The organism is Kribbella sp. NPDC020701, from assembly GCF_055562215.1.
In genome coordinates, this window is record NZ_JBVHFT010000016.1 from 183,528 (window position 1) to 199,471 (window position 15,944).

The 15,944-nt window shown below is 66.7% G+C and carries 18 protein-coding genes and 2 pseudogenes; 8 read left to right on the forward strand and 12 right to left on the reverse strand.

The window, feature by feature from the left end:
• Genes ACZ3HV_RS33145 through ACZ3HV_RS33155 form a run of 3 tightly spaced genes read right to left on the reverse strand, consistent with a single transcriptional unit; the run spans position 1 to position 3,615 of the window.
• Positions 1–918 (reverse strand): carbohydrate ABC transporter permease, encoded by a 918-nt coding sequence (locus ACZ3HV_RS33145; RefSeq protein WP_465690130.1) that lies wholly within the window; start codon positions 916–918, stop codon positions 1–3.
• Between the two features lie 5 nt (positions 919–923).
• A complete protein-coding gene (locus tag ACZ3HV_RS33150) occupies positions 924–2,246 on the reverse strand; it encodes a hypothetical protein (protein WP_465690132.1) in 1,323 nt (440 codons plus the stop codon).
• A gap of 31 nt (positions 2,247–2,277) precedes the next feature.
• Positions 2,278–3,615, reverse strand: coding sequence for an ABC transporter substrate-binding protein (locus ACZ3HV_RS33155; protein ID WP_465690134.1), 1,338 nt, complete (start codon positions 3,613–3,615; stop codon positions 2,278–2,280).
• A gap of 135 nt (positions 3,616–3,750) precedes the next feature.
• Between ACZ3HV_RS33155 and ACZ3HV_RS33160 the strand changes: the two genes are divergently transcribed.
• From ACZ3HV_RS33160 to ACZ3HV_RS33170, 3 genes are read left to right on the forward strand one after another with little or no spacing between them, the layout of a single operon-like run.
• Positions 3,751–4,599, forward strand: coding sequence for a hydroxypyruvate isomerase family protein (locus ACZ3HV_RS33160; RefSeq protein WP_465690136.1), 849 nt, complete (start codon positions 3,751–3,753; stop codon positions 4,597–4,599).
• Positions 4,596–5,483: an NAD(P)-dependent oxidoreductase gene (locus ACZ3HV_RS33165; protein WP_465690138.1), complete on the forward strand. Its 888-nt coding sequence runs from the start codon at positions 4,596–4,598 to the stop codon at positions 5,481–5,483. Before ACZ3HV_RS33160 ends, ACZ3HV_RS33165 begins: the two co-directional genes overlap by 4 nt.
• Positions 5,480–6,424, forward strand: a complete 945-nt coding sequence (locus ACZ3HV_RS33170) for a D-2-hydroxyacid dehydrogenase (RefSeq protein ID WP_465690140.1) — start codon at positions 5,480–5,482, stop codon at positions 6,422–6,424. Before ACZ3HV_RS33165 ends, ACZ3HV_RS33170 begins: the two co-directional genes overlap by 4 nt.
• A gap of 204 nt (positions 6,425–6,628) precedes the next feature.
• On the opposite strand, the gene ACZ3HV_RS33175 is transcribed toward ACZ3HV_RS33170, so the two are convergent.
• Positions 6,629–6,994: a DUF4440 domain-containing protein gene (locus tag ACZ3HV_RS33175; RefSeq protein WP_465690142.1), complete on the reverse strand. Its 366-nt coding sequence runs from the start codon at positions 6,992–6,994 to the stop codon at positions 6,629–6,631.
• Entirely contained in the window at positions 6,984–7,583 is a 600-nt protein-coding gene (locus ACZ3HV_RS33180; protein ID WP_465690144.1) for a hypothetical protein, read from the reverse strand. The genes ACZ3HV_RS33175 and ACZ3HV_RS33180 overlap by 11 nt, the downstream gene beginning before the upstream one ends.
• 100 nt (positions 7,584–7,683) lie before the next feature.
• On the opposite strand from ACZ3HV_RS33180, the pseudogene ACZ3HV_RS33185 reads away from it, so the two are divergent.
• Positions 7,684–7,908 (forward strand): annotated as a pseudogene (locus ACZ3HV_RS33185) (IS256 family transposase); the annotation flags it as partial.
• Positions 7,909–8,183: 275 nt separating this feature from the next.
• Positions 8,184–8,375, forward strand: coding sequence for a hypothetical protein (locus ACZ3HV_RS33190; protein ID WP_465690145.1), 192 nt, complete (start codon positions 8,184–8,186; stop codon positions 8,373–8,375).
• A 161-nt stretch (positions 8,376–8,536) separates the two neighbouring features.
• Here ACZ3HV_RS33190 and ACZ3HV_RS33195 read toward each other — a convergent pair whose 3' ends face one another.
• Together ACZ3HV_RS33195 and ACZ3HV_RS33200 are read right to left on the reverse strand one after the other, a co-directional pair.
• Positions 8,537–9,307, reverse strand: a complete 771-nt coding sequence (locus ACZ3HV_RS33195; RefSeq protein ID WP_465690147.1) for an SDR family NAD(P)-dependent oxidoreductase — start codon at positions 9,305–9,307, stop codon at positions 8,537–8,539.
• Positions 9,300–9,887: pseudogene (locus tag ACZ3HV_RS33200) on the reverse strand (type 1 glutamine amidotransferase domain-containing protein). Before ACZ3HV_RS33200 ends, ACZ3HV_RS33195 begins: the two are co-directional and overlap by 8 nt.
• 65 nt (positions 9,888–9,952) lie before the next feature.
• On the opposite strand from ACZ3HV_RS33200, the gene ACZ3HV_RS33205 reads away from it, so the two are divergent.
• Positions 9,953–10,933: an AraC family transcriptional regulator gene (locus ACZ3HV_RS33205; RefSeq protein ID WP_465690149.1), complete on the forward strand. Its 981-nt coding sequence runs from the start codon at positions 9,953–9,955 to the stop codon at positions 10,931–10,933.
• 227 nt (positions 10,934–11,160) lie between these two features.
• Here the strand turns inward: ACZ3HV_RS33205 and ACZ3HV_RS33210 are convergent, their stop codons facing one another.
• Positions 11,161–11,625, reverse strand: coding sequence for a winged helix-turn-helix transcriptional regulator (locus tag ACZ3HV_RS33210; RefSeq protein ID WP_465690151.1), 465 nt, complete (start codon positions 11,623–11,625; stop codon positions 11,161–11,163).
• Between the two features lie 83 nt (positions 11,626–11,708).
• On the opposite strand from ACZ3HV_RS33210, the gene ACZ3HV_RS33215 reads away from it, so the two are divergent.
• The gene (locus tag ACZ3HV_RS33215) at positions 11,709–12,065 is read left to right on the forward strand and encodes a nuclear transport factor 2 family protein (protein WP_465690153.1); all 357 of its coding nucleotides are present in this window, start codon (positions 11,709–11,711) and stop codon (positions 12,063–12,065) included.
• Between the two features lie 16 nt (positions 12,066–12,081).
• A complete protein-coding gene (locus tag ACZ3HV_RS33220) occupies positions 12,082–12,378 on the forward strand; it encodes a YciI family protein (protein WP_465690155.1) in 297 nt (98 codons plus the stop codon).
• Here the strand turns inward: ACZ3HV_RS33220 and ACZ3HV_RS33225 are convergent.
• The 4 genes from ACZ3HV_RS33225 to ACZ3HV_RS33240 form a co-directional block, all read right to left on the reverse strand.
• A complete protein-coding gene (locus tag ACZ3HV_RS33225; protein ID WP_465690157.1) occupies positions 12,281–12,853 on the reverse strand; it encodes a nucleotidyl transferase AbiEii/AbiGii toxin family protein in 573 nt (190 codons plus the stop codon). The genes ACZ3HV_RS33220 and ACZ3HV_RS33225 overlap by 98 nt on opposite strands.
• Positions 12,854–12,967: 114 nt before the next feature.
• Positions 12,968–13,612 carry a type IV toxin-antitoxin system AbiEi family antitoxin domain-containing protein gene (locus tag ACZ3HV_RS33230; protein ID WP_465690159.1) on the reverse strand — a complete coding sequence of 215 codons (645 nt, stop codon included), beginning with the start codon at positions 13,610–13,612 and terminating at the stop codon, positions 12,968–12,970.
• Between the two features lie 715 nt (positions 13,613–14,327).
• Complete coding sequence (locus ACZ3HV_RS33235) at positions 14,328–15,278, reverse strand: hypothetical protein (protein WP_465690161.1); 951 nt, start codon at positions 15,276–15,278, stop codon at positions 14,328–14,330.
• A complete protein-coding gene (locus ACZ3HV_RS33240) occupies positions 15,275–15,625 on the reverse strand; it encodes a hypothetical protein (RefSeq protein ID WP_465690163.1) in 351 nt (116 codons plus the stop codon). Before ACZ3HV_RS33240 ends, ACZ3HV_RS33235 begins: the two co-directional genes overlap by 4 nt.
• Positions 15,626–15,944: the final 319 nt, after the last annotated feature.

Consider the following 15,944-nt stretch of genomic DNA (forward strand, 5'->3'; position numbering starts at 1 on the left):
TCAGTCCTCGTAGTGGACCCAGTAGCGGGCGGCGACGAAGTTGACCGCGGTCAGCATGCCGATCACGACGAACAGGATCCAGGCCAGTGAGCTCGCGTAACCCATCTCGAAGTTCTTGAAGCCGGTCACGAACAGGTAGAGCGTGTAGAACAACGTCGAGTTCGACGGCCCGCCGGTTCCCGCCGACACGATGTATGCCTGCGTGAAGGCCTGGAACGAGCCGATCAGCTGGAGGATCAGGTTGAAGAACACCACCGGGCTGAGCAGCGGCAGGATCACCGAGGTGAATCGGCGCCAGGCCCCGGCTCCGTCGACCTTGGCCGCCTCGACCAGCTCCTCGGGGACCTGTCGCAGCCCGGCCAGGAAGATGATCATCGGCGAGCCGAAGGTCCACACGTGCAGAATGATCAGCGTGTCGAGCGCATGGGCCGGCTCGGAGATCCACGACCCCATCTGGATTCCGAGCTTGCCCGCGAGTTCCGGCACCAGTCCGGTACTGGAGAACAATTGCCGCCACAGGACCGCCACCGCCACGCTGCCCCCGAGCAACGAGGGCAGGTAGTACACGGACCGGTAGATCGCCAGCCCTCGTACGCCCTGGTTGAGCAGCACTGCGATCGCGAGTGCGAAGGTGAGTTGCAACGGAACGGAGATGAACACGTACTTCGCCGTCACACCCGAGGCCGCGAGGAAGTCCGGGTCGCTGAACATCCGCCGGTAGTTCTCCAGCCCCGTGAACCGGGGAGACTCGCCGAGCCGGTAGTCGGTGAAGGACAGATACAGCGAGGTGACCATGGGGACGAGCGTGATCAGCAGCACGCCCGCCATCCACGGCAGCAGGAACAGATACGCGATCCGCGATCGCCGGCCCCGGGCGCGATCCTTGGCCGCCTGCTGAACCTCGTTGATCAATGCCATGGCGCTTATTCCACCGTCGAACCGGTCAGTGGTTGCCAGTCGCGCTGCTGCGCCTCCCAGCGGCGCAGCCCCAGCTTGACAGCGTCCAGCCGTTCCATCGTGGCGCCGTCGTAGTGTCCGAGTGACAGACCGTCCGCTCCGGCGTCAACCGCGGCCTTGACGCTGTCGGTCAGCGTCTGAGTGGTCGCGTTGGGCCGGACGCCGAGAGCGGCGATCAGCTGCTGGTCCTCGCGCAGGGCGCGACGGCACTTCATCAACTTTGCCCGCTTGGTCGCGACTCCTTCGGCCGTGCCCAGCTGGTCGGAGTAGTCGGATTCGCGAACCGAGTCGACGTGTGTGAACGCCGATGCGAAGTCGAGCCCGGCGCGCTCGGGCGACGCCATGTAGGTGTTGTAGCGGAACTCGACCTGGCGTCCGGAGCTTGCGAGCGCCTCGCGGACGAGCGCGAACAGGCGGTTCACCGAGCGCTTGCGGAACTGCAGCCACGCGGTGAAGGCCTCGTTCTCCACGAGCAGTGCCGATTCGGTGTAGTTGGACTCGTCGAGCAGTTGACGTTCGTGCAGTTCCTCGAGTCCGATCCGGCGGGACAGGTTGGCCAGGTGAGTCACTTCGTGGACAACCGACGCCCAGTCCAGGCCTTCATCAGTGGCCTTGCGCTTGCAGGCGTCGCAGAAACAGCCGCCGGTCGCGACCGCGAGCAGTTGCTGCCAGGACGTCGGGCCGAAGCCGTGCGTTCCGCCGTCGTCACGTCCTGCGCCGAACAGCACCAGGCAGGTCTGCACGTAGTCGACGTCGTGGTTGCTCGCGATGTCGGCGAACAACCCGTACAGGTAGTCCTGGACATCGGGATTGTTCAGGCAGGGCAGCGCCCGCTGGGCCTCGACCGCCTCGAATGCGCCGACGACGTTTCCGTACACATCGCGCTGCAGTACGTCGGACAGGTTCTCCCGTGCGTACTGCGCGTCGATGATCGTGTGTGAGATCTCGCAGCCGGTGCGCAGGCCGCGCTGCCGGGACGCTGTGATCAGCTCGTCGAGCCAGTCGCGGCCGATCAGGAAGTCGCGCTCGGTGGTGAGCGGTTTGATCCGCTTGTACTTGCTGGGATCCGGTGCCCAGTACGCCCGGCTGTCCTCGGGCACGTAGTAGCGACGGACGGGGTTGTGCGGATAGTGCCGGGCGTGCAGAGGCCGCTTCTCCTTGTGCATCAGGCCGACCAGGTACACCGAGTTCACCTCCGCACGGCTGGTCAGGACGTCGAGGACGTGCTCGATGCCCTCGTCGGCCAGGTCCCACGGATAGAGACTGGCGGCAATCTCGTTCAGTGGCATAGCGGTCCTTCCGCGCGATCGGGGGAGTTGGCTACTTCTTGAGGAGCTTGGTGCGCAGGTCGCCGAAGATCAGGTCGACGGTCTGCTGGATCGAGGCCTTGTCGTAGGCGAGGTTCCGCCAGGCCTTGACCATGTCGCCGGTGAAGGCTCCGGAGGTCGGCAGCCCGTTGCGGACCGGGTTGGACTTGGCTTCGGCCTCGAACCCGATGTAGGTGAGGAACTGCTTCTCGGCGTCCGACACCGCGGACGTGATGGCGTCGCGAACGGTCTGGGTGGGTGGTGCGCCGATCGTCGTACCGATGATCTTGGCGCGGTCGACGTCGTTGAGCAGGTAGTCGGCGAACTTGAGTGCCGCGTCCGGATTCTTGGCGTTGGCGGCGACGCAGAGCATGTTGGGGGAGAGCCCGATCGCCTTGGTCCCGGCTCCGCCGTTGCCCGGGCACGGCATCAGTACCAGCGGATCCTTGGTCAGGCTCTGCAGTTCGAGCATCTGGTTGGAGTTGCGCAGGTGGTACGCCGCCAGTCCGCGGATCATCGGCGCGCCCTCGAAGTACGGATTCTGCTCCAGCGCCAGCGCCGTCGGGACCGATGCCTGGGTGTCGCGCAGGTTCTTCCAGTAGGTCAGCCATTCGGTCATGAGGTCCTTGGTGAAGCCGAGGTCGCCGTTCTCCGCCCACGTGTCCTGGTCGTGCTGCCGGGCGTAGGCCTTGAACCAGTCGGCGGCGCCGCCGGTGTTCGGATCGTCGGTGCCGAAGAACTTCGCTCCCTTGGCGGCGTGGATCTTCGCGCTGAGCTGCGCGAACTCGTCCCAGGTGTAGGAGTCCGGGTACTTCTTCACCGGTATGCCGACCTCGTCGAGCACGTTCTGCTTGGCGAACATGCCGATCGACTGCAACCCGTGGGTCATCGCGTACTGCTTGCCGTCGATCTGGCCGGGTGCCTTGATCGAGTCGGTGAAGCCGGCGTCCGTGATGCCCTTACCCGCGCCGAGGTGCGGAGTCAGGTCCATGACGTGGCCGCCGGCAACAAGTTGGGGCAACAGGTCGGCGGTCACCCAGAACACGTCCGGAAGGTTCTTGCCCGACATGGCGACGGTGATCTTGGTTTCGATGGCGTCGATGTCGCCGAACTCGGGGCTGACCTTGATGGACGGGTTCTTCTCGTTGAACGTCGTGCAGGCCTTCTGGAAGCGCTTCACCCGGTCGTCGGACCCCCAGAACATGAACCGGAGCGAGGCCGACTTGGAGGAACCGGAACCGGTCGAGTCGCCACAGGCCGCAAGAGCTGGGCCGGCGACTGCTGCTGCGCCCAGTCCGCCCACCAGGCGGAGCACGGACCGGCGGGACATACGGGGGAGCGGGACGGACATCGCCATCACCTTTCGCTCGGCGCGATCGGAGGCAGGTGCTCGATGCGCTGTGGGGATGTTCCTGCGATCATCTTCAATTCGGCTAACTTGTCTGTCAAGATTGCAGACAAGACGAGTTTTCAGGAGAGTATTGCTATGCCAACGCTCCCGCTCAGCGCCAACATCTCGATCCTGTTCACCGAGCTTCCCTACCTGGAACGCCCGGGCGCCGCCCGGGCCGCGGGCTTCGAGCGGGTCGAGAGCTGGTGGCCGTTCCCCGGGCCCGGAGCCACGCCGGCGCAGGTGGATGCGTTGACCACCGCACTGGAAGAAGCGGGCGTCGAGTTGTCCGGCCTGAACTTCTTCGCCGGCGACATGTCGACCGGTGAGCGAGGAATCGCCTGCCGGCCGGACCGGCAGGAGGAACTCGAGGTCAACACCGAGCAGGTGTTACAGATCGCGCGGCGGACCGGCTGCCGTGCGTTCAATCTGCTGTACGGCCAGCTGGATGTCCGATGGTCCGTCGACGAGCAGCACGACACCGCGGTTCGCGCCGTACGGGCGGTCGCGAAGATCCTTGCCGAGATCGATGGAGTCGTACTACTGGAGCCGCTGGCCCGCGGGCTGAACGGTACGTATCCGCTGGTCGACGGCGATGACGTGGTCGAACTGCTCGAGGGTCCGTTGCGCTCGACTCCGAACGTCCGTCTGCTCTTCGACCTGTTCCACCTCGGCAACAACGGCGTCGACTTGGTGACAGCCGCAGAACGCTTGGCGCCCTGGATCGGTCATGTTCAGCTCGCCGACAGCCCTGGCCGTGGCGAGCCAGGCAGTGGGGATCTTCCGATCGAGGAGACGGTGACGGCTCTGGTCGCGGCCGGCTATCGCGGAACGATCGCCGCCGAGTATCAACCGACGCGGCCGACGACGGAATCGCTCGGCTGGGTGGATCGGCTCGATCCGGTCCAGCTCGCCACAGCTGTGCGTGAGAAGAGGCCACGATGAGCACGGTCGGATTCATCGGTGCCGGCGTCATGGGCGCGCCGATGATCGCCAACCTGGTCCGGGCCGGGTATCTGGTCCGCGCGTACGGGCGGTCGGCGGCCTCGCGGGAGCGCATCGAGACCGCGGGCGGCGGCCTGGTGGAGTCGGTCGCGGCGGTCGCGAAAGGTGCAGACGTCGTGGTCGCGATGGTTGCTGACTCCTCCGACGTACGAGAAGTGGTGCTCGGGGCCGACGGACTCGCGGACACCTGTGCCGAGGGCCAGATCTTTGTCGACATGAGTACGATCGCGCCGTCGGTCGCGATCGAAGTGCACGAGGCCATGGCGGCGCGCGGCGTACCGGCATTGGACGCGCCCGTGAGCGGCGGCGAGCAGGCCGCGATCGACGGGGAGCTCAGCATCATGGTCGGCGGGGATCCGGCCGTGCTGGAACAGGTTCGGATGATGCTCTGCACGCTGGGCGGCACGATCACGTATGTCGGTCCGCCTGGAAGCGGCCAGCTCACCAAGGCGGCCAACCAGCTGATCGTTGCCGCGAATCTGCAGGCCGTCGCGGAAGCGGTCGTTCTCCTGGAACGCTCCGGCGTAGAACTCCAGCCGGCGCTGTCCGCGATCGGCAGCGGCTTGGCCGGATCGGCCGTGCTGGACCGCAAGCGTGCCGCGTTCTTGACCGGCGTCTTCGAGCCAGGGTTCCGGGTCGACTTGCACGACAAGGATCTGGGCATCGTCGCCGGGGTCATGCGCGAGCAGGGGCTGTCATTGCCGCAGACCGCGATCGCCGCTCAACTGATGGCTGCGCTCCGCGCTCGCGGCGACGGCGGGCTGGACCACTCAGCCTTGCTGCGGCTCACTCGAGCCCTGAACGGAACGGAGAGCCGGCGGTGACATCTGACGACGTGATCGTGGTAACGGGTCCATTCAGCGAGGAAGATCGGTGCCGCGCCGCGGCACTTGCCCCACAGCACACCCTGCACTTCGCCGAGCGCCCGCCAACTGCCGACGTCGAGCATGTCGTCGCCGTGGCGGGCGCGGTGGGACCGGACGACTTCGTTCGCCTGCCACACCTGCGGTGGATACACAGCTGGGCGGCAGGACCCGATGCGGCCATCTTCGACGATCTGGTGTCCAGTCCGGTCGTACTCACCTCATCGGCCGGGAACGGCGGAGTACCACTGGCCGAGCACGCCCTGATGCTGCTGTTGATGCTGGACCGGGACGCTCCCCGCTGGTTGTCCGCTCAGCAGGACCATCGGTGGGACCGGCACCGGCATCCCGAACTGATGGGCACCACGATCGGGATCTACGGACTCGGCAACGCCGGCAAGGACCTGGCCCGCAAGGCCCAGGCGTTCCACATGCGAGTGCTGGGCCTGCGAAGGCACCCGACGGCACCGGTCGACTGTGTCGACGAGTTGTACGGACCCGAACAACTGATGGACTTCGTCCGGAACTGCGACCACGTCGTGATCACCGCACCTCTGACACCCGAGACCCGCAACGCCTTCGACGCATCGGTCTTCGAGGCGATGAAACCCACAGCGAACCTCGTCTGCATCTCCCGTGGCGGAATCGTGGTCGACGATGACTTGCTGGAGGCCCTCCGCAACGGCCAGATCCGGGCTGCCGGACTCGATGCCCACAGCATCGAACCGCTACCGACCGGCAGCCCGTTCTGGGACCTGCCGAACGTCATCGTGACCCCGCACAACGGAGCGACCACGCCAGGAACGCTCCGGCGGCAAGTCACCATCTTCCTCGACAACCTCGCACGCTTCGCCGGCGGCCGGCCATTGGTGAACGTCGTCGACAAGCAACTCGGGTACTGACCCGCGTGTTGGTCACCCAAACGTAACAACTGCGCCAACGCTTGCTCGGCTAGTTGACTGAACTCATCAGTGTGTCATTCGGCGCTTGGTGGGCGGGTGATAGAGAGAGTGTAGTGTCCACAGCGGGCCGGGCCGCGTGGCGGAGTTCGCGCTCACCAAGCGCCGACATATCTCCGAGCCGCCCTGACGGCGATCGACCTCAGTTCATGATTGCTGGAGCACGACGGTCGTCGCGGTGACCTGCCAGTCCTCCTCGCCACGACCGAGGACATACGTCGCATGCGCGATGCGATCCGGCTCGATCCACGACTCGTGCACTATCGCGACCGTCCGCGTGATGATGCGGACCTCCTCGGTCCGACGCTCCGCGGCGAACAGCGCCTGGCGGCCAGACTGCGCCAACTCCCCAAGTCGCTCCCCGATCATCGCCCGGCCGCGGTACCACTGACCGGAGCGGTTGACCAGGTCCGCGTCCGATGCGAACGCCGCTACGTAGGCATCGATATCGCCCGCTCGCCACGCACCGCGAAGGCGTTCCATGAAGTCGGCGATCTCGGCATCACGCGTCATGGATAGCCTTATACCAGCTCGATAGTGCCAGCCGGACCTCGTCGGTGATGTGGTTCATAGTGCCGAGTTCGTCGTCGTCGCCCCACCGCCCCCAGTTCGACAACGAGTCGGAGTACCCGAGCACGTCCTTCTGTGTAGGCATCGGTCGCCCGGCCGTCATCCCGGTATCGGCGAGGTGCATCGTGATTGTTCTTCTCCTGTTGGTGATCAGCCATCGATTCGCTTCACGGTCAAGCTGCTCTTTCGTTGGGTTGAGCAATCGTGGCTTCTGGTTGGGTGGGCCGGTGCCTCGCGCTCCGGGCAGCGGACAATCGCAGGCCGGGGTGAGAATGGCGGTCACGGCGAGGGACGCGATCGCCAGGATTGCCATCGTCGTACCGACGGGCAGGAGCTGCGCCATGAGGCCGGCCAGGGTCGCGCCGAACGCCTGCATCGCCTTCATGCCGTTGGCATGCAGGCCCAGTGCCTGGCCGCGGACATCCTCGCCGGTCAGCGCGATCAATCGCTCCTGCAACAGCAGGGTGGACGCGAAGCCTGTCGACGCGATGGCGGCCGCGCCGATTGCGATCGGCAGACTCAGGGGGAACACGAACAGCAGGTACGGCGCGGCACCTTCCCGAGGATGATCTGAAGCCCATAGATGTCTGATCAGGACCGGCGTTGGCGCGCTGGTTCGGGAAGGTACGCCCGTGCTCAAGGTAGTCGACGAGGAGTCCGAGCCCAACGCGACCGGCGGGGATGGCGGGTCGTTGGTGTCGTCGTTGCTGGATGAGATTGTTCGCGATGGTGCCCGTCAGATGCTGGCTGCGGCGTTGCAGGCCGAGATTGCCGCCTACATCGAGGCCCATCGTGACGAGCTCGACGAGAACGGCCACCGGCTGGTGGTCCGTAACGGGTACCACGCCGAGCGGGAGGCTGATGGGCCGCGTACGCCGGGGCCGTGCTGCGCGAGCGAGGCAGAATCTGGTCGGCCCTCGGACGCGGCGCGATCAACTTCTACCGTTCAGCAAGGGTGATGCCGCCATGATCGATCTTCCACGAAGTCTCGCACTCGCCCGAGGCCTACGACGCCGCGGTCAGCGCGATCGCGGAGTGGATGAAGACGGAGCCATCTTCGGCACCCATTCGCACCGAGCCGGACGGCGGAGATGCGCACGACCACGAGGGATGGGGGGCAGGTGCCGGGACCGTGGAGCGCTACGAGTACCTGTGCCCCTGCGGCGACGGGACGATCATCGAAGAGCACGACAACATCCCGGGCTTCCGCGAGCACGACGTCCGGATCGACTGCGACAAGTGCCGCGCCGAGTGGCGCTTCGTTGACGGCAGGGGCGTTCGGGACTGGGGCCTGGAACCCGTAGCCGTGAGTGCAAACGTCTGACAGGCGACTCAGGAAAACGCAACGCCGTACTGAGCCAAACGAGTCGGCTCGGTACGGCGCTCGTGGGGAATCGGGGCTATGCCGACTCGTCGCGTGCAGGGGGCCTGAATCATCAGCACATTCGAGACGGTCTTCAGGGCCGGGAAGAGTTCTCAGACTCTCTACGAAGGTGCACAACGGTCGCGTCGGCGCCGAGCACGTTGCGCGTCGGACTCGGCATATCGCCACAGCCGCTCAGCGGCCGGGTCGACCGCGTGCGCGGCGACGCCGTCGCCGGCGGGGTCGGCGGTGACGGGAGCTTCCTGGTTGTCCTCGAAGTAGCCTCCGGTGATGCCGTCCAGGAGCAGGGATGCGGCCAGGAGCGCGCTCGTGCCGGCGCCCTGCTCGGGTGTCTTGTAGAAGGGTTGGTCGATGCGGTTGCCGTCGGTGTCGGCGGCGCCCATGGCCTGCAGGGTCGCGAGGTCGAGGTGGCGTTGCAGGCCGGTGGTGACGCAGCCGGGCATCAGGGCGTTCGCGGTGATCTGGTCGCCGGCCCAGCGGTGGGCGTTGCCGACCGTGAGCAGGACGCCGGCGGTCTTGGACCGGCCATAAGCGACCCATGGGTCGTAGGGGGTGCGCTCGAACTGGGGGTCGCCGAAGTCGAAGGGATGCTTGCGGTGCACGCCGGAGCTGACGACGACGACCGGCGCGGCGCGCACGGTGCCAGCCCATCCCTCCGCGGCGGACGCCTCGGTCGGCGGGGTGACCGCGGCGGGGTCGCGGACGGCGGCGGTGACCTCGGCGCCGGAGCGGGCGAGGGCGCGGACGGTCTGCGCGCCGATGCCCGAGGCGCCGCCGGTGACGATCATCCGCCGGCCTGCGAGATCGACGCCGTCGAGCACCTCGTCGGCGGTCGCTGTGGGGCCGAACGGGGTGGTGACCAGCTCAGACATCGGTGGCCTGCGCGTCGAGGTGGGCCATGATCTGGTGGAGCTCGGCGGGCAGGTCGCCGGGTTTGCGGGCCGTGAAGAACTGTCCGTCGCGCACGACCGGCTCGTTGACCCAGGTGCCGCCGGCAGCCTCGACCTCGGGAGCGACCTCGAACCAGGACGTGAGCTGGCGGCCCTCGGCGAGGCCGGCGGCCACGAGCAGCTGAGGTCCGTGGCAGACCAGCCCGATCGTCTTGTCGGCAGCGGCGAAGGCCCGGACGAAGTCGATCGCCTCCGGGATCTCGCGCAGCGCGGTCGGGGCGAGACCGCCGGGCACGTAGAGCATCAGGTAGTCCGCCGGGTCCGCATCGGCCAGCGGGATCGTTTCCTAGATGCCGAAGCCGCGGTAGCCGGTCAGCTCGCCGCCTTCAGGCGTGATCACGTCGACCTGGTAGCCGGCCTCGGTGAAGCGGTAGTACGGGTAGAAGAACTCGACCTCCTCCACCTTGTCCGAGGTCAGCACCGCGATGCGACCCTTGCTGGGCTCGCCCGTCGGGACCGCGGCCCGGTTGTCGGCGGGCTGGTCGATGGTCTGCTCGGTCATGTTCCACTCCTTCTCGTGAACTTCTTCCTCAAGACTAGGAGCGGAGGAATAGACTATCCATTGCTATGAGTCCAACAAACTACATGGATCGTCCAGAGCGAGTCGACCCTTTAGAGGACGTCCTCAATCTCGTCGACGCCCGCGGCGAGCTCGCGTCCACCCTGACGGGGCATGGCGAGTGGGCAGTCCGGTTCCCTTCACCAGCTGGCGCGAAGTTCAACTCCGTCCTCACCGGCTCCTGCACGGTCCAGACTGATGGACTGGACCATCCGATCACCCTCCGGGCCGGAGACTGCTTCCTGCTCACCCGGCCGCAGGAGTTCGTGCTCGCCACCTCCACACAGGCTCCCGTCAGGGCCGCATCCCCCCTGTTCCAGGCCAGCGAAGGGCGCAGTGCCGAGGTCGGCCCGGCCAGCGAGCCCGTCACGGCGGCCCTCATCGGCGGCAGCTTCTCCTTCGACCGCCGCGCCCGTGAGCTCCTGCTCGACGCACTGCCGCCTCTCATCCACCTTCCCGCCCATGCCGAGGGTGCTCCGATGGTCCAGTACCTGCTCGGGCGCATCGACCAGGAGACACGAAACGATCGCCTCGGGGCAAGCGTCGTCGTCCGACACCTCGCCGTCGTACTCCTCATCGACGTCATCCGCCACCACCTCAGCACAGACCCGGCCGGCACCGGATGGCTCCACGGCCTCACCGACCCGACCGTCGCAGCCGCCCTCCGCGCGATCCACGCCGCACCGGGCCAACGGTGGACCGTGCAGCTCCTCGCCGACGAAGCGCATGTCTCCCGATCCACCCTCGCCGCCCGATTCAAATCCGTCGTCGGCCAAGGTCCCCTCGAATACCTCACCCGGTGGCGCATCGAAGTCGGCGCCCACCGACTGGCCACCACCGATAGCACCATCGCGCGGATCGCAGAGGACGTCGGCTATGGCTCCGAGACTGCATTCGCCCTCGCGTTCAAACGGGAACTGGGTTCAGCACCCGGCCGCTATCGCAGGGCCGCTACCGGAAGCGATGTCCTCACTGTCGGAAGTCCCTGAGGGGGCTGGTTCTCGTTCGTCGCAGCTGAGCAACAGTCGACGCCCACGAGGGCGAACCTCCATACCTTCGATGGCTTCCGGAAACTTCGGCCGAGCTGAGGTCAGTCAGGAGTGGTGCGACCGGCTCCGTCGTGGCTTCGGGCTAGAACAGACGCGAAGCCGCAGGCGTGCGCTGGATCTACGGCGTGTGCGTACGGACTGGCTTCACCACACAGCTTGACGGGCCATTACGACGATCGTCCACGAGTCCCGCCCGCTCTTCGCTTCGCGCCCGGCCCCGGTTCCGGAGCGATCGTCGTCCCTGGCGTCAGGAGCCGCCCATGATCCGAACGAATCTCGACGTGCACGCCGGTGCCTGTGGGCGTGCGGTAGACGATGGGTGGTCCGTCGGGCGCCGACCAGGTGTCGCCCCACTCCGTGAGCGCGATCAGGGCTGGCACCACGTCGCGGGCCTTCGCGGTGGGATGGTAGCTGCCGTCTGTGTCCACCTCGAACAGACCTTCCTCGACCAGGCGAGCGAGGCGACCCGACAGGACGTTGCTGGCCATATTCAGACTAGCCTCGAACTCCGAGTAGCGGGTCATCCCGCGGAAGAGGGCATCGCGCAGGATCAGCAGTGTCCAACGCTCGCCAAGCACCTCAAGGGCCCGGGCGATCGAGCAGTTCTCGGCGGGGTAGTCGCGGCGCAGCATGCCCCCACGCTATCTCTTGCTTGAAGCAAGTTGTCGTGTGTAGGTTTGGCTTGCTTGAAGAAAGTTCGATGGAAGGACGTGGAATGACCCCTGCCGAAACCACCGCGCGGCAGTTCCTGGCTGCGTTCTACGCAGGCGCACGCGAGGATGCGCGTGTGCTCCTGGACGACGACCTCGACTTCGCCGGCCCGCTCGTCCAAATCCGTGGCGCGGACGCATTCCTCGACAGCGCAGGCCCGCTGCTGACCGCGAGCGTCGGACACACCGTGCGTCAGAGTTTCACCAATGGCGACGAGGTTTGCCTGATCCACGACGTCGCTCTACGAGGTGCGAACCGGCCTGTCGCCATGGCGGACTGGCTCAGCGTGCGCGCCGGCCGCGTTGTCGCCGAACGGGTCTTCTTCGACCCCGCTCCGCTGCGTGCGGCGCTGACCAGCTGAAAAGAGGGAGAGAACCGTGGACAGCTTTGTCATGACGTTCCGCACGCGACGCGACCACGAGCCGGATGCGGCCGAAGAGGCCGAATGGGCCGCCTGGATGGCGTCGCTGCGCGACTCGGTGGTCGATTGGGGAAACCGAACCCACTCCACGGTCACGATCAGCGCCGGCGGGCCGAGCGGCGATACCACCGACGGCCTCAGTGGCTACGTCGTCCTCAAGGCCGACACACTGCAAGAGGCGATCGAACTCGCGCGCCGCTGCCCCGGACTTCCCCACGGCGGCACCATCGAACTGGCTCGGGTCCGCGCCTGACACGGCTCGACCGGATCCGGCTCGTGGGGCAAGGTCGTGTGAACCTCCCCACGACGCCAGTGCTCGGCATCATTCGTGCGATCCCGACGCGTCCACTACCCGCAGCCCGTCCAGGCCGGCGACCCGCCACGACCGTGTCGATCTGGGTGTCATGGTCGACGTCGAGGCAGGCGAAGACGTAGCGCCGGGTCGCTACTCCGGGCTGGTTGTCGCCGAGGCCGGTGCGCGTGGAGCGGATAAGCCGGAACGTGAGATGGTCGCCGAGGTCGACGTCGACCAGTTCGGTGAGTGCTCTCTCGGCTTCGGCGAGATTGGTCGCGTGCTGTGCTGCGAGGTCCATGTCCTTGGTGGTGCGCGAGCGGGGCACGCGGGCGAGCATGCTCATCCCGCCCTTGAGCAGCCACTCGGACTGCTCGCCTTTGGGCGAAGACTCGGGTGAGGAACCGGTCGAAGCGTGCCTGTCGGATCTGGGCATCGACGCTGGCGGCACTGACGCCGGGGCCTGCTTGCCGGGCTGCCTTCTTCGCGGCGTCCTTGATCGCCAGCTCCAGGGATCGCCAGTCGGCTAGCCCCGTGCTCAGTCACGGTCTCATCCTTCCGGTTGCACGCCGGCCAGCTCGTACAGGTCGTTCGCCAGGGAGTTGCCGTCGCTCCTGCGTCGCGCTGCGATGGGGTCGAGGTAGGACGCGAGCCGGTCGGGTGCCACGAGCTTGTCGGCGCGTACGGCGTCGCGTACGGCGCCGGCGACCATGGACAGGTCGGTCCCGAGCTCGACCAGATCGGCGATCGTGCGCTCGACGGTCAGGGTGGGGAGTCCATCGACGGGGATCACCTCGTCACGGGTCAGTTGCCGGATGCGCAGGCGTACGCCGGGAAGCCGGGTTCCTTTGCGTGCAGGCACCATGAAGTCGAAGCCGTCGAGGAGGAAGTCACCGATGCCGTGAACGATCGCGGCCGTGGTGCCGGCCGTCGCGATCGATGCGACACCGGCGCTGGTGCGGGGCGCGGTCGCTCCACCAAGGGTCAGCCAGGTCGCGTAGATCGCCTCGTGATTCTGTGGTGGCGCTCCGGCCATGCGGTACACGCCCTGTGCCACACGCTCGATCGCACCGGCCGACGCCATCCGGGACAGCTGCTTGCGGGAGACACCGGCGTCCTCGGCCTGAGCAGTGGTGACCAGGCCCCACCGGCGTTCCGCGATGGAGCCGAGCCGCGCCAGCGTCGAGTCAGCCACGGCAACGATTGTACCCAGTTCCGGGGACAAATGTTGCCTCGAATCTCTGCACCGCCTGGAAGCGGAGGGGGCGCGCCCGAGCGGGCTGTGTCATCAGGGACTGGTTTGTCGCAGGGTACGACGATATACCGCGTCAGGTGGCGGATCTGGTGAGGCAAGCGGGGCTCAGCGCATACTCAGGAGTTCTGGCAGGCGATACTGTCGGCATTGCTCGAGGCTGGTGCAGGCGGTGAGTGAGTCCTGGGAGCGTGCGCGGCCGGATCGGTGACGGTCTCACGCGATGCCGGTGAGCGCGAACTGCTGGCGGTGCAGGTCGAATCATCACCCCGGTTGCTGATGGTGGCCTCGCCTTCGCGGGCGTGCACTGCAACCGGACCGGCGCCCGCGGTTCGGTCCTGCATACGCCGTCGTGCACCGCAGTACTGACCCGGACCTCACCCGCGATGAGCCGACCTGGGCAGAGGCAGTTGGCCGGTTGGCGGAGGTGCGGATCGAGCTTAGATGCCGGCTCGGTTGAGGCGTTCGATGAGGCTGGGTTTGCGTGCGTGGGTTTGCCGCAGGGTGATGGCGCGTTGGGCGAAGGTGTCGGGGCGGTTCTCGCGTTCGGCGAGTGCTTGGAGGTCGGTGAGTAGTGTGATGGCGGCGTCGTACTCGGCCGGTTTCCGGGTGGCGATCAGGGCGTCGACGCGCGACCATGCAGCGTCTTCCTGGCGGGTCAGGTCGTCGAGTCGTTGTTCGCGAGCCAGGGCGCGGGCGTGCTCGCGCCGTGCCTGGTCTTCGGCGTGTTGGGCGGCGAGCCGATGCTCGCGGTTGGCTCGCCGGCGTGCGGCGTTGTCGAGCAGGTCGGCAACGGTGCGGGGGGCTGGGGTGTGGGGGTGGTCGGCGTGATCTCAGTCCGGAAGCGGCGCAGCATCTCCATCTGTACCCGCGCGGCCTCACCCTGGACGACCTGTCGCAGCAGCCGGTCCTTCTCGGTGATCGGCAGGCCGGCGATCCAGTCGGCGACATCTGCGGGATCGTCGGCGATCTCCTCCATCGGCGGGGAGGTTTGGGCCGCGGTGGCGAGCAGGTCGTCATCGAGGCGGAGGAAGTCGGCCAATGCTCGCTGTGCCGCGGTGAGCGTGCCGAGCCCTGGCGGGACTTGTGGTTCGAGGTCGTCGTCGGCGTCGCTGTCGAAGACATCCTCGTCGCGTTCCCAGGCGCCGTAGGTGGCCAGCCATGCGAGGTAGAGCGGCCGGAGATCACCTGCGGCGAGTTCGGCACGAACGCCGACGGTTGCCGACAGCAACGACCCTGCGTCGTAGTCGAAATCGAACTCGCCTGCGTCGTCTTCGCTGGTGAAGTCGAGCACAACAAAGTCGCCCGCGACCCAGGAGTTGAACTGGTCGCCGGCGCGGTATTGCTCGACGACGTCGGGCTCGAGCAGATCACTGGGCAGGCGGAACATCACGCGGTGCGTGCCCCAGTTCCTCACCTGCAGATGTGCGTCGTAGTAGCGCTCCATCAACAGGTTCGGGTCACCCCGGAAGTCGCCCCAGTGGTACTCGTTCACGAAACTGGTGGCCGTGATCCTTGCCCGGGTGGACAGCGACCGGACCGCGGCTTGTTCGTCATCGTCCAGTGGCCGGTCGATCGCCAGGAATTCGTAGTACTGGTACTCGCTCACTGCCCGTCCAGTCCGTCGGCGCCGTTGAAGGGTTCTGCCCGGAAGCTGGAGTCGTCTCCCAGGTGGAAGAACAGATGCCCCTCGATCGTCTCGCGGTCGACAAGCGCCGCCCAACCACGACCGCTGACTTGGTCGCCCTCGTCGACCCCTTCCCAGGTGAACGCGACACCGGCACGGCCGTCTCGCTCGGCCGGACGGGAGTCCAGCCAGCCACGGACCGCGATGAACCCGAACTGCCCGGTCCCACCCGCGCTGAACTCGATGAAACCCGGTTCGACCAGGTCGATCGCGTCGAGGTCCCATCCACTCATCTCCACGATCCGCCACCGGCCGATCAGCGGTGCCACGAATCTCCGAGCTCCTTGTGCCACGGGCGCCAGCATAGCCATCGCGCGGAAGCTTGTTGCTGCGCCGGGTTTGCCGAGATGATCAGGTGAGGAACCACCGTTGTACGGTTCGTCCGATAGTTTCTCGTCTCGGACCTTGCCGGCCCTGGCGATTTCCGCAAGCGTTCCAGCGACGAGATCCTTGGTCAGATCCGGGCTCAGCGCGGCGGTGACCACGTCTGTCGTGGCACCGTTGTGAGCGCGCAGGACGTGAGGATGCGCTGTTGCCTCGTGGTTGCCCACAGCAGCCAGCAGAGCACCAATTCGGCGGGAAGGCAGT

Excerpts from the sequence above, each read along its gene's own strand:
- ACZ3HV_RS33145 (WP_465690130.1), bottom strand. The coding sequence starts at position 918 with ATGGCATTGATCAACGAGGTTCAGCAGGCGGCCAAGGATCGCGCCCGG.
- ACZ3HV_RS33150 (WP_465690132.1), bottom strand. The coding sequence starts at position 2,246 with ATGCCACTGAACGAGATTGCCGCCAGTCTCTATCCGTGGGACCTGGCC.
- ACZ3HV_RS33155 (WP_465690134.1), bottom strand. The coding sequence starts at position 3,615 with ATGTCCGTCCCGCTCCCCCGTATGTCCCGCCGGTCCGTGCTCCGCCTG.
- ACZ3HV_RS33160 (WP_465690136.1), top strand. The coding sequence starts at position 3,751 with ATGCCAACGCTCCCGCTCAGCGCCAACATCTCGATCCTGTTCACCGAG.
- ACZ3HV_RS33165 (WP_465690138.1), top strand. The coding sequence starts at position 4,596 with ATGAGCACGGTCGGATTCATCGGTGCCGGCGTCATGGGCGCGCCGATG.
- ACZ3HV_RS33175 (WP_465690142.1), bottom strand. The coding sequence starts at position 6,994 with ATGACGCGTGATGCCGAGATCGCCGACTTCATGGAACGCCTTCGCGGT.
- ACZ3HV_RS33195 (WP_465690147.1), bottom strand. The coding sequence starts at position 9,307 with ATGTCTGAGCTGGTCACCACCCCGTTCGGCCCCACAGCGACCGCCGAC.
- ACZ3HV_RS33205 (WP_465690149.1), top strand. The coding sequence starts at position 9,953 with ATGAGTCCAACAAACTACATGGATCGTCCAGAGCGAGTCGACCCTTTA.
- ACZ3HV_RS33210 (WP_465690151.1), bottom strand. The coding sequence starts at position 11,625 with ATGCTGCGCCGCGACTACCCCGCCGAGAACTGCTCGATCGCCCGGGCC.
- ACZ3HV_RS33215 (WP_465690153.1), top strand. The coding sequence starts at position 11,709 with ATGACCCCTGCCGAAACCACCGCGCGGCAGTTCCTGGCTGCGTTCTAC.
- ACZ3HV_RS33225 (WP_465690157.1), bottom strand. The coding sequence starts at position 12,853 with ATGCCCAGATCCGACAGGCACGCTTCGACCGGTTCCTCACCCGAGTCT.